This is a genomic window from Cryobacterium luteum (assembly GCF_900110125.1).
Taxonomy (GTDB): Bacteria; Actinomycetota; Actinomycetes; order Actinomycetales; family Microbacteriaceae; genus Cryobacterium; species Cryobacterium luteum.
In genome coordinates, this window is the sequence record NZ_FOCN01000004.1 from 222005 (window position 1) to 234434 (window position 12430).

Here is a 12430-nt window from a genome sequence, read left to right on the forward strand (position 1 = left end):
GCCTCGAACTTCACCATGCCTGAACCCTACGGGAATGGCTCGGCGCGGACTGAGAGAGTTACCACCAATGCGGCGACAGCTCAAGCGCGGGGAATCGACTCGGCCAGCGCCTCAAACGCCCCGAACTCCTGCGCCACCAGCTCCCGCAGCACCACCAGGTCGTCGGCGGTGACCCGGCTGATAGGCTGGGGCTGGCTCATGGCCTGACGCTACACCCAATCAGACACCCCGACGATTGCCTCGACCCGCCGGACACGCAGACCGGCCTGCCGCCGCGTCCCCAGATCGGCTGGCTCCTAGACTGGCTGGTGTGACCCGATATTCGAAGTCGATTACGCGCTACGAGGCCGTCATCTTCGACATGGACGGCGTCGTCACCGACACCGCCCTCGTCCACGCCGCGGCGTGGAAGCGTCTCTTCGACGAGGTGTTGCCCATGCTGGCGCCCGACGCCACGCCCTTCGACGAGGTCGAGGACTACCGGCGCAGCGTCGATGGTCGCCCGCGCGAGGACGGCGTGCGCACCTTCCTCGCTTCGCGTGGCGTGAAGCTGCCCGAAGGAACGGAGCACCGCCCGCTCGGCGCAACGGCCACCCCCACCGTGCAATCCCTGGCGGCCCGCAAACAGTACTTCTTCGACCAAGAGGTCGACGAAAACGGGGTGAGGGCCTACCCCGACGCCGTGACACTGCTGCACCGCCTACGGGCTCGGGGCATCCCGACTGCCGTGGTCACGTCGAGCCGCAACGGCCGGCGGGTGCTGCGGGCAGCCGGAGTCGGTGACCTGTTCGACGTCACAGTCGACGGCACCGACGCCCTGCGGATGCACTTGGCGGGCAAACCCGACCCGGCTACCTTCCTCGAAGCTGCACGACAGCTGCACGTGACCGCGGCGAAGACCGTCGTACTCGAAGATGCAGAGGCCGGTGTCACGGCGGCATCGAACGGAGGTTTCGGCTGGGTCGTCGGCGTCAGTCGGCACGGCGCCGACGGGGGACTTCGTGCTGCGGGTGCCCACCTGATCGTGACCGACCTGAGCGACCTCGACACCCGCCTTGCCGCCGCCCATCCCGGTTGGGCCGGCGGGGAATCCGCGAGCGACCCGTGGCGGCTGCACTATGTCGGATTCGATCCGATGGCCGAGCCGTTGCGGGAGACTCTGTGCACGCTGGGGACCGGCTACTGGGCCACCCGGGGTGCTGCCCCGGAGGTCGATGCCACCGCACTGCATTATCCCGGCACCTATCTCGCCGGCGTTTACAACCGGCTCCACACCCAGGTCAACGGGCACAGCACCGAAGACGAAAGCCTGGTGAACGCACCGAACTGGCTGCCCCTCACCTTCCGCACCGGCGGCATCCACGACGGCGACGCCGAGCCCTGGTTCGACGTCGACACGGCCGAGCTCCTCGACTACGAGCAGACACTCGACCTCGGTCGCGCTGTGCTCACTCGCACATTCCGTGCCAGGGACTCTGCCGGCCGCATCACGCGCATCACCCAGCAGCGCTTCGTCTCGCAGCACGACGACGGGGTGGCGGGCCTCACTGTCACGTTCGCGGCCGAAAACTGGTCGGGTCTGCTCACCGTGCGCTCGGCGTTGGAGGGCCGCGTCGCCAACCGCAACGTGCCAGAGTACCGCCTTCTGGCCGACACCCACCTGGTGCCGCGCGCTACCACCGAGCCGGACGCCGACACCGTGCTGCTTGAAATGGCGACCTCCCAGTCGGGCATTCACATCGTTATGGTCGCCCGGACACGGGTGCTTGTTGACGGGGTGGTGCAGCATCCGCCCCGCACTCTGCTGACGGATGCCGCGGGCTGGGTCGCCCACGAAATCTCCCTGGAGGCCCGAGAGGGGCATCCGTTGACCGTGGAGAAAACCGTGGCCGTGTGCACGTCGCGCGATCGGGCCATCTCGTCGCCCACGCTCGCTGCCACCAATCGGATGCGCCGGCTGCCCGACTTGGCGGCACTGCTTTCCGTGCACGAGAGCGCGTGGCGAGTGCTGTGGAATGACTTCACTGTGCTGCTGGAGACCGATCCCCACACCGATGGGCGCCAGCAGCTGGCACTGAACATCAACACATTTCACGTGCTGCAGAGCGTCGCCGCCGTCACCGCTGACCTCGACGCAGGGCTTCCTGCCCGTGGTCTGCACGGTGAGGGCTACCGCGGTCACATTTTTTGGGACGAGATGTTCGTCTACCCGACGTTGTCGATGCACCGCCCGGAGACGAGCCGGGCGCTGCTCGGCTACCGCTACCGTCGGCTCGGTGAAGCGCGGGCGGCCGCCCGGGCGGCCGGCCATCAGGGGGCAATGTTTCCGTGGCAGAGCGGCATCGACGGGCGCGAGGAGACGCCGACCGAATTGTTCAACCTGCGCAACGACGCTTGGATGCCCGACAACTCACGCCTGCAACGTCACGTGGGACTGGCCATCGCGTACAGCGCGTGGAGGTTCTACGAGTCCACCGGCGACCTCGGCTACCTCGTCGAGCAGGGCGCCGAGTTGATCGTCGAGGTTGCCCGGTATTTCGCCAGCGTGGCCACGCACGACGAGGCGGCCGACCGGTACGACATCGCAGGCGTGATGGGGCCCGATGAGTTCCACGACGGGTATGCGGATGCCCCTGGGAAGGGACTTCGCAACAACGCTTATACGAATGTGATGGCCGCCTGGGTGTTGCGGCGGGCAGCGGATGTCGTTGACCTGCTCCTGCCCCGGTACGCCGACCAGTTGTGGAACCGGCTCCGGCTGCGTCCCGGTGAGCCGAATCGGTGGCGGCTCATCGGCAACCGGCTGCGCGTCCCCTTCCACGCCGACGGCGTGATCAGCCAATTCGAGGGCTACGAACAGCTGAAGGAATTCGACTGGGCCGGCTACCGCGCGCGCTACGGCGCGATCGGTCGGCTCGACCTCATCCTGGCCGGAGAGGGCGACAGCACCAACAACTACAAACTGTGCAAACAAGCGGACGTCCTGATGCTGCTCTACCTGTTCAGCGCCGACGAGCTGCGCGAGGTGCTGCGCGGGCTCGGCTACGACTTTCCGGCGGAGGCGATCCCTCGCACCGTGGAGTATTACCGCGAGCGCTCCAGCCACGGCTCAACCCTCAGCAACGTGGTGCACTCGTGGGTGGAAGCGCGCGGCGACCGGGCGCGTTCCTGGGACTTCCTCGTGCAGGCACTGGAGAGCGACCTGGCCGACATCCAGGGCGGTACCACCCACACCGGCGTGCACCTGGGCGCGATGGCCGGATCGATCGACATGGTCACGCGCTGCTATACCGGTCTGGAGTTGCGTGACGGCAGGCTGTGGCTGCATCCAGTGCTGCCCCCGGAGGTCGAACAGATCGACTTCACACTGTATTTCCAGCAACAGCTGGTCCGGGTGACCGTGGATTCGGCCGTGCTGCGCCTATCCGTCTATCCGGGCGGGGCAGTGCCGATCACGGTGATGGTGGACGGAACGGCGGCTCGTCTGAGTCCTGGCGAGACGCGCGAGTTCGCCTACAGCAACTCATAGACCGTCGGCCTCGGTTGATTCGCCTCGTTAGAGGGCGCATTCCACCCCGTCACCCTGTCGCCCGAGCGCAACCGCCTCGGCGTGCTGGGGCTGACGGGGAAACGACCAGACCCCGACGACTCCCGCGCCACCCTTCTCCGTCCGACACCGTCCGGAACAGACGTCGTAACGGCGTTGGTTCAGGCGGGCGACGCATCCATAACGCGTGAGTGTGTGCGGTGTTCGACTATGTGTGCGCTGCCCTCTGCCCCGACGCCGGGCGGTGGCGATAGTGGTTTGCGCCCGGCCGGCAGTTGCCTCGTTAGACTGTGGCCAGGAGTCCGGGTCCGTGCAGGAGTACGGCCGCATCGTCGCGGAAAGGTCACGTTTGTCTCACACCGAATTGTCCCAACCTGAGTCCGGAGGCCTATCCGGCAGGAATTGCAGGGCTGACGCATCCGCTTCAGCACACGAGCACGACGAGGTGCTGTTGCAGCGTAACGGACCGCTGGCCTGCATTATCCTGAACCGGCCGAAGGCCCTCAACGCCCTCACCCACGACATGATCCGCAGCATCGCCGCAGCGCTCACCGAGTGGGCCGATGACGACGCCGTGCAGACCGTGCTGCTCACCGGAAGCGGCGACCGCGCCCTGTGCGCCGGCGGAGACATCGTCTCGATCTACCGCGACGCGCGCACCGATCCAGACGAGAACGCCCGATTCTGGGCCGACGAGTACACCCTCAACGCGCAGATCAAGCGCTACCCCAAACCGTTTGTCGCCCTGATGGACCGCATCGTGCTCGGCGGCGGAGTGGGCCTCTCCGGCCACGCCTCCCACCGGGTCGTGACCGAACGCACCAAACTCGGCATGCCCGAAACCACCATCGGCTTCGTGCCCGACGTCGGCGGAACCTACCTGTACACGCGCACCCCCGGCGAACTCGGTACCCACCTCGCCCTCACCGCGGCAACCATGACCGGCGCCGACGCGATCGCGCTCGGCCTCGCCGACAGCTTCATCGACTCCGCCCGGCTCGAGTCTCTTGTCGACGACCTCAAACGGATGCCCGCTGCCGCCGCGATAACCCAGCTCGCCTCCCCGGCACCCCCGGCACCGCTCCTGACCGAACGAGTGTGGATTGACGAGTGCTATGCCGGAGCTGACCTGCCGACGATCATCGGCAGATTGCAGCAGTCGCCCGTCTCCGTCGCCCGCGATGCGGCAAAAAGCATTCTGGCCAAATCGCCGACCGCCGTCACCGTCACCCTGGAAGCCCTCCGCCGTGCCCGTGCTCTCGACACCCTCGAAGACGTCCTCGAGCAGGAATACCGGGTGTCCCTGCGCATGGTGGCGGGCCACGACGTGATCGAGGGCATTCGCGCGCAGGTCGTCGACAAGGACCGCAACCCGTCCTGGCAGCCGAGCACCCTCACCGCGGTGAGCGACGCCGACGTGCAGGCGCACTTCGCACCGCTCGGGGAGCGCGAGCTGCGCCTGCCGCGGGCAGTGACCACCGACCGAGAGCACCAACCCACCGAACGAAAGGCCACCGCGTGAGCGACACGAGCACAGACACCACCACAGACTCCTACGACAACATCCTGCTGGAGCGCCACGGCCGGGTCGGCGTCATCACCCTCAACCGCCCCAAGGCGCTGAACGCCCTCAACTTCGCCACCATGCAGAACGTCGTCGATGCTGCCACCCGGCTCGACGCCGACCCCGCGATCGGTGCAATCATCATCACCGGTTCGGAGCGAGCCTTCGCCGCCGGCGCCGACATCAAGGAGATGTCGACGATGAGCTACATGGACATGTACCTGAACGACTGGTTCGCCGGCTGGGACCGCCTGGCCGCCGTGCGCACCCCGGTGATCGCCGCGGTCTCCGGTCACGCCCTCGGCGGAGGCTGCGAACTGGCCCTGATCTGCGACTTCATCATCGCCTCCGACACCGCCACCTTCGGCCAGCCGGAGATCAAGCTCGGCGTCATTCCCGGCATGGGCGGATCCCAACGCCTCACCCGCGCCGTCGGCAAGGCCAAGGCGATGGAGATGATCCTCACCGGTCGCACCATCAATGCCGTCGAAGCCGAACGCGCCGGCCTGGTCGCTCGCATCGTGCCGGCAGCCGACCTGCAAGCGGATGCCCTGAAAACCGCTACAGACATCGCGGCGAAATCGGCGCCGATCGCCATGCTCGCCAAGGAGGTCGTGAACGCGGCGTACGAGTCGACGCTGAGCAGCGGCATCCACTTGGAACGTCGCCTGTTCCACTCGGTGTTCGCCACCGATGACCAGAGCGAGGGCATGGCTGCCTTCGTCGAGAAGCGCACGCCGGTCTTCACGAACCGCTAGCGCGCGCTCTTCCAGCTGTACTCGTTCTCGGGCCGACCCGGCGTTCCGTAACGCGGTGCGCGCAGCACGAGGCCCATGTCGGCGAGATACTCCAGGTAACGCCGCGCCGTCACCCGCGACAGGCCGAGCGGTTCCATGAGCTCGCTCGCCGACACCGGCGCGACCTGAGCCTGCAGGTAGGAGACCACCGGGGTCAGGGTCGAATCAGACAGCCCCTTGGGCCGGGGAATATCGGTGGGCGCGCGCAGGCTCGCGAACGCATGATCGACCGCTGACTGCGTCACAACGGATGCCTGCGCGTTCAGCTCCGCACGAAAGTCCCGGTAGCTGGTCAATTTCGTGGCGAAAGTCGAGTAGGTGAACGGTTTGATCAGGTACTGCACGACCCCGGCTGCGATCGCCCCGCGCACGTTGTCGAGGTCGCGCACCGCGGTGATCGCAATGATGTCGGTGGCCAGACCGGCCGCGCGGATGCGCCGACTCACGTCGAGCCCGTGGCTGTCGGGCAGGTTCATGTCCATCAGCACGAGGTCGATCGGTGTGCCGGCCGAGGCAGCCGCCGCGACCCGGCGAAACGCATCTTGCCCGGTGCGGGCCGTACCGACGAGCTCGAAACCGGCGAGACGACCGACATAGACGGCGTGCGCCTCGGCGGCGAGCGATTCGTCCTCGACGACGAGCACACGAATGAGCGGCAGAGCGGCCTCAGTCATGATCGACCGCCACCGGCGAAACGGTCGGCCACAGAGCGGCCGGAATGGTCACCGTGAAGACGGCGCCCTCGCGACGCCCGATGGTGAGCGTGCCGCCGAGGCGGGTCACCGCCTGCCGCACCAGCGCCAGACCGAGCCCGCGGCCACCGATCGAGCGACCCACCGAGCCGCCACCCTTGGTGCTGAAGCCGAGCCGCAGCACGTCGTCGATGACATCGAGTGCCACACCCGCTCCGCTGTCGGCGACCTCGATCGTGACGGCCTGCTCGGTCGATGACACCGTGACCGACACCCGCCGGGGGGCGGCGCCGGCGGCCGCCGCGTCGAGGGCATTGTCGACCAGGTTGCCCAGTACGGTCACGAGATCCTGGATCGACAACCCCGACTGGGCCAGGGTGCCCGACGCGCTGACCGTCAGGGTGACCCCGAGCTCATTGGCCTGCGCCGACTTTCCCATGATCAGTGCGCTGATCACGGGTTCATCGACCGAACCGACCATTTCATCGGCGAGTTGCTGGCTTAACTCAAGATCGGCCGTGGCGAATTCGAGGGCCTCGTGCGTGCGACCGAGTTCCATGAGCGACACGATCGTGTGCAATCGATTGGAATGCTCGTGGGTCTGTGCCCGCAAGGCGTCGGAAAGAGTCTGCATGGACTGCAATTCGCTGCCCAGGTTCTGTAGATCGGTGTGGTCACGAATCGTGGCCACGAAACCCATCGGCTTTCCGCCGGCGATCGAGGTGGATGGGGCCAGGGCCGGTTCCTGGTTGACCACGAGCACCCGGGTACCGGTGAGATGGATCTCGTCGTGCGCGGTGCGGCCGCTCTGCAACAACTCTCCAAGGCTCGGCGGCAGGCTCAAATCGGCCAGCGCCGGCGGGGCAGTGGTACTGCCCGCCGTCGGCCGCGGCGGAATGCCGAGCAACCGCGCCGCCTGATCGTTATAGAGCACGAGGTCTCCGTGTAGATCGACCAGCACGAGCCCCTCCCGCACGGAGTGCAGCACCGAATCGTAGTAAACGAACAGCTGAGCGAGATGTTCAGGGCCCCAGCCGAGCGTCACGCGGCGCAGATAGCGCCCGATCAGCCAGGTCACCACGGAGCCCGACGCGAGCAAACCGAGCGCCAGACCGAGCACCGATGGGAGACGGGCGTTCAGGGCAATCGTGATGTTCGACGTCGTGGTGCCCACCGCGACGAGGCCGCGCACGGTGCCGTCGGCATCCGTTATCGGCACCACGGCACGAACGGATGGCCCGAGCGTTCCGGTGCTGATTTCCGTGAAGGCCGTTCCCGACAACGCCGGTTCGATCGCACCGATATAGTCTTTGCCGATTTCCGTCGCCGTGGGGTGGGTCCAGCGGGTGCGGTCCGGGGCCATGATCGTGATGAAGTCGAGTCCGGCATCCTTGGTCAGCGCAAGGGCGTATGGCTGCAGAGACGCGCTCGGATCGACCGATGTGCTCGCGGTGAGCACGAGGGGACTGTCGGCTATGGCGGTGGCGACCGCGAGCATGCGGCTGCTGGTCTCGTCGTAGCCGCGATCGCGGGCATCGACGAAAAAGGCCGTTCCGACGAAGACGGTGAGCACCACGATGAACAGGGCGTGCGCGAGGAACAGCCGCCGGGCAATGCTCCATTCCCTGCGCACTAACGGCCTCTCTCGTGGGTTCGTGAACAATATGACCGCAACCGTGCATACAGGAGCCGCAGCGGGCACTGTGGAACGAATCGCAGCAGCCGGAGCCCGTGGTGGGCCAGGTTAAGCCTAGACATAGGAGTCTGACATGGCATCGACGCCATCAACCCGTACTAAATCTAACAAATCTGGCAAGCCCAAGAAGAGAATCGACTCGTCGCACTACCTCTACATGGCCGTCATCATCGCCGTCGTGCTCGGTATCGTCGTCGGACTGGTCTGGGGCGGCGAAAAGGGCTTCGCCGTATCGCTCAAGCCACTCGGTGACCTGTTCATCGCCCTGATCAGGATGATGATCGCCCCGATCATCTTCTGCACGATCATTCTCGGTATTGGCTCGATCGCCAAGGCCGCCACCGTCGGTAAGATCGGCGGACTGGCCCTGGGTTACTTTCTGATCATGTCGACCTTCGCGCTCGGTATCGGCCTTGTCGTAGGCAACATGATCCACCCGGGTGAGGGAATCAACCTCTCGGACGCCACGTACGAAGCCACCGAATCCGCCGACACCCAGTCGTTCCTGCTCGGAATCGTGCCCACCACCCTGTTCTCGTCGCTGACCAGCGGCAACATTCTGCAGACACTCATGGTGGCTCTGATCGCCGGTTTCGCTCTGCAGCGCATGGGGCCGGCCGGCAAGCCGATTCTCGAGGGAATCGCCCACGTTCAGGCCCTGGTCTTCCGCATTCTCATCATGGTCATGTGGCTCGCCCCGATCGGCGCCTTCGGCGCGATCGCCGCCGTCGTCGGCGCTACCGGCATTCAGGCCGTGATCAGTTTGTTCACCCTGATGGTCGCGTTCTACATCACCTGCATCGTCTTCATCGTGGTCATCCTCGGCGGACTGCTCAAGCTCGTCACCGGTGTGAACATCTTCAAGCTGATGCGTTACCTCGGCCGCGAATACCTGCTGATCGTGTCGACCTCGTCCTCAGAGGCCGCCCTGCCGCGACTCATCGCGAAGATGGAACACCTCGGCATCTCCAAGCCCGTCGTGGGCGTGACCGTGCCCACCGGCTACTCGTTCAACCTCGACGGCACCGCTATCTACCTCACCATGGCGTCGCTGTTCATCGCCAATGCGCTCGGCCAGCCGCTCGCCCTCGGCGAGCAGATCGGCCTGCTCGTCTTCATGATCATCGCGAGCAAGGGAGCCGCCGGAGTTTCCGGCGCCGGCCTCGCTACCCTGGCCGCCGGACTGCAGGCCCACGCCCCGCAGCTCGTCGGCGGTGTCGGCTTCATCGTGGGCATCGACCGATTCATGTCCGAAGCCCGTGCGCTGACCAACTTCACCGGCAACGCCGTCGCAACCGTCATGATCGGCTCCTGGACCAAGGAGATGGACCGCGTGCAGGTGGACCGCGTGCTCGACAAGCTCGAACCGTTCGACGAGCGCACCATGCTCACCCACGGTCACGTGAGCGCCGCCGACACGCAGCGCAGCAATGAGAAGGCAGCGCAGTCCGAAGTTTTGGAGCGCGCCCAGCTGAAATAGCGCGCGCTACTAGACTCACGCTAAGGGTGTCGTCCGGAGGAATCCTCCCGGGCGGCACCCCTTTTGTCTCTCGGTTTCGGCCTGCCTAAATATCAGTGTGTTAGGATTGTTTACGGTCTTACAACCCTTCACCAGGACGCGCATGCGTAGCCCCCATTTGAGATGGGACGGCCGCCTTCGTATGGTGAGGTGCCGACGGACGCGATCCCATGATTGCTCCACGCCCGCGCTGAATCACTGAACGCGTCTGGGCTGCTCGGTGCCTACCCGTCCGACAAGAGAGCATGTCGCTTCGTCAGCCGTGAAATCGACTACGTTCGACGTGCACCGGAGAACACGTGACCGAGAGTATTCCTCGTCCAGCCACCATTGCCGTCAAGGCAGATCACCTCTACAAAGCATTCGGGCGCCGCCCGCACGAGATCGTCAAGAAACTCAAGGCGGGCAAGAGCCGCGCCGAGATCTCGAACCTCGGAGTCGCCGCCGTCATCGACGCCTCCTTCGAGGTTAAGAAGGGCGAGATCTTCGTCGTCATGGGCCTGTCCGGTTCGGGCAAATCAACCCTTATCCGCATGCTCAACGGCCTGTGGGACACCACATCGGGCACTGTGACCGTCGGCGGCACCGACATCACCGGCGTCTCCGCCAGAGACCTGCGCGACGTACGTCGCAAGAGCATCTCCATGGTGTTCCAGCACTTCGCCCTGCTGCCGCACCGCACGGTGATCGACAACGTCGCCTACGGGCTTGAAATTCAGGGCATGGGTCGCACCGAACGCCTCGCCAAAGCCCAGACGATCATCGACCTGGTCGGCCTCGCCGGCTGGGCCGACAACTCGCCGTCCGAGCTGTCGGGAGGGATGCAGCAGCGCGTCGGCCTCGGCCGTGCCCTCGCCGCCGACACCGACGTGCTGCTCATGGACGAAGCGTTCAGCGCCCTCGACCCGCTGATTCGCCGAGAAATGCAGGAGCAGCTGATCGAGCTGCAGGCCGCTCTCGGCAAAACGATCATCTTCATCACCCACGACCTCAACGAGGCCATGTTCCTCGGCGACCGCATCGCGGTCATGCGCGACGGCCGCATCGTGCAGATCGGCACGCCGGAGGAGATTCTCACCGACCCGGCCAACGACTACGTGGCCCAGTTCGTGCAGGACGTCGACCGAGCCCGCGTGCTTACCGCCGCGAGCGTGATGGAACCGGTGCGTTCGGTCATCACCAAGACGGCCGGCCCCAGGGCCGCGCTGCGCACGATGCGCGACCTGCAGACATCCGTCACCTTCGTACTCAACCGCGACCGCAGCTTCGCCGGGATCGTGCGTGACCGCGACGTGCTGGGGCTCGTCAAAAACGGCGAGACCGACCTGCGCGGCATCATTCGGGACGACGCCACCTCGGTGCTGCCCGAAACCGCGCTGGTCGACCTGGTCGAGCCGTCGGTGGGGAGCGAACTGCCCATAGCCGTCGTCGACGAGAAGAACCGCCTGCTCGGTGTGATTCCGCGGGTGACCCTGCTGGCCGCCATCGGCAACGTGAACACCAACACCGGCGCCCTGCCCATCGTGATGCCGCCGGCCACGATTTCGATCAGCCAGATCACGAAGATTCTGGGCGACACCGCCGAAGATATGCCCATCGACGCCGAAGGAGTCCGCGCATGACCGACTTTCGCCTACCCCTGGGTTCCCTCGTTGAATCCTTCGTCGACTACATCACCGACACCTTCGGCTTCATCTTCGACTTCATCCGCGCCCTGTTCGCCGGCGCCTACGACGGGGTCGAAATTCTGCTCGGTGCACCGCCGTTCTGGGCGATCATGCTTGTGCTCGGGGTTCTCGCGTTCGGTATCCGCGGCTGGAAGTTTGCCGTTGGCACCATCGTCGGCTTGCTCGTCATTCTTGGGGTGGACCAGTGGGACAACGCCATGGATACCCTCGCCCTCGTGCTCGTGGCGAGTGTGCTGGCGATTGCGCTCAGCGTTCCGCTCGGCATCCTCGCGGCCAAGTCCACGCTCGCCTCGAACATCATTCGCCCGGTGCTGGACTTCATGCAGACCATGCCGGCGTTCGTCTACCTCATTCCAGCACTCATCCTGTTTCGCATCGGGGTGGTACCCGGAATCGTCGCGACCATCATCTTCGCGATGGCCCCCGGCGTGCGCCTGACCGAGCTGGGCATTCGCAGCGTCGATAAAGAGGTGGTTGAGGCCGGCCAGGCCTTCGGCGCATCGCCGTGGCGCATCCTGCGTCAAATTCAACTGCCGTTGGCGACCCCGACCATCATGGCCGGCATCAACCAGGTCATCATGCTCTCGCTCTCCATGGTCGTCATCTCCGGCCTGGTCGGAGCGGGCGGGCTCGGCGCGCAGGTCATCGCGAGCCTGAATCGCATCGACATCGCCCTCGGATTCGAAGCCGGGCTGGCCGTGGTGATTCTCGCGATCTTCCTCGACCGCATCACGGCGTCACTCGGCAGCAGCGAATCGGCGGGCTTCTTTGGCAGCCTTCGCCGCGTTCTGCGGGCCCGCCGAGTGACGGATGCCGCGGCATCCGCTCCCCGCACCGCCAGCGCACCGCAGCCCTCTCGCGTCTGACGCGATCATTCTGACGCACCTCACAGATTTACGGATGCGTCCGCATCCGTTTCACAGTGCG

The 12430-nt window shown here is 65.8% G+C and carries 8 protein-coding genes; 6 read left to right on the plus strand and 2 right to left on the minus strand.

The annotated features are described in order from the left end of the window. Nucleotides 1-310: 310 nt before the first annotated feature. From BMW72_RS06725 to BMW72_RS06735, 3 genes are all read left to right on the plus strand, one after another. Entirely contained in the window at nucleotides 311-3529 is a 3219-nt protein-coding gene (locus BMW72_RS06725) for a beta-phosphoglucomutase family hydrolase (protein ID WP_134450367.1), read from the plus strand. 328 nt (nucleotides 3530-3857) lie between these two features. Next, nucleotides 3858-5069 (plus strand): enoyl-CoA hydratase/isomerase family protein, encoded by a 1212-nt coding sequence (locus BMW72_RS06730; RefSeq protein ID WP_338419448.1) that lies wholly within the window; start codon nucleotides 3858-3860, stop codon nucleotides 5067-5069. Continuing rightward, complete coding sequence (locus tag BMW72_RS06735) at nucleotides 5066-5869, plus strand: enoyl-CoA hydratase (RefSeq protein ID WP_092108539.1); 804 nt, start codon at nucleotides 5066-5068, stop codon at nucleotides 5867-5869. The genes BMW72_RS06730 and BMW72_RS06735 overlap by 4 nt, the downstream gene beginning before the upstream one ends. Here BMW72_RS06735 and BMW72_RS06740 read toward each other — a convergent pair. After that, nucleotides 5866-6582, minus strand: a complete 717-nt coding sequence (locus BMW72_RS06740; RefSeq protein WP_370448765.1) for a response regulator — start codon at nucleotides 6580-6582, stop codon at nucleotides 5866-5868. The two genes, BMW72_RS06735 and BMW72_RS06740, sit on opposite strands and share 4 nt — an antisense overlap. After that, the gene (locus tag BMW72_RS06745; RefSeq protein ID WP_092108541.1) at nucleotides 6575-8233 is read right to left on the minus strand and encodes a sensor histidine kinase; all 1659 of its coding nucleotides are present in this window, start codon (nucleotides 8231-8233) and stop codon (nucleotides 6575-6577) included. The genes BMW72_RS06740 and BMW72_RS06745 overlap by 8 nt, the downstream gene beginning before the upstream one ends. Before the next feature lie 136 nt (nucleotides 8234-8369). Between BMW72_RS06745 and BMW72_RS06750 the strand changes: the two genes are divergently transcribed. From BMW72_RS06750 to BMW72_RS06760, 3 genes are all read left to right on the plus strand, one after another. Further along, nucleotides 8370-9776 (plus strand): cation:dicarboxylate symporter family transporter, encoded by a 1407-nt coding sequence (locus BMW72_RS06750; protein ID WP_092108543.1) that lies wholly within the window; start codon nucleotides 8370-8372, stop codon nucleotides 9774-9776. Between the two features lie 338 nt (nucleotides 9777-10114). Continuing rightward, nucleotides 10115-11437 (plus strand): quaternary amine ABC transporter ATP-binding protein, encoded by a 1323-nt coding sequence (locus BMW72_RS06755; protein ID WP_241983906.1) that lies wholly within the window; start codon nucleotides 10115-10117, stop codon nucleotides 11435-11437. Continuing rightward, nucleotides 11434-12369: an ABC transporter permease gene (locus BMW72_RS06760; RefSeq protein ID WP_092108545.1), complete on the plus strand. Its 936-nt coding sequence runs from the start codon at nucleotides 11434-11436 to the stop codon at nucleotides 12367-12369. The genes BMW72_RS06755 and BMW72_RS06760 overlap by 4 nt, the downstream gene beginning before the upstream one ends. Nucleotides 12370-12430: the final 61 nt, after the last annotated feature.

Bases quoted from the DNA above. Each gene is read 5' to 3' on its own strand.
- BMW72_RS06740 (WP_370448765.1), bottom strand. From the start codon at position 6,582: ATGACTGAGGCCGCTCTGCCGCTCATTCGTGTGCTCGTCGTCGAGGAC.
- BMW72_RS06750 (WP_092108543.1), top strand. From the start codon at position 8,370: ATGGCATCGACGCCATCAACCCGTACTAAATCTAACAAATCTGGCAAG.
- BMW72_RS06760 (WP_092108545.1), top strand. From the start codon at position 11,434: ATGACCGACTTTCGCCTACCCCTGGGTTCCCTCGTTGAATCCTTCGTC.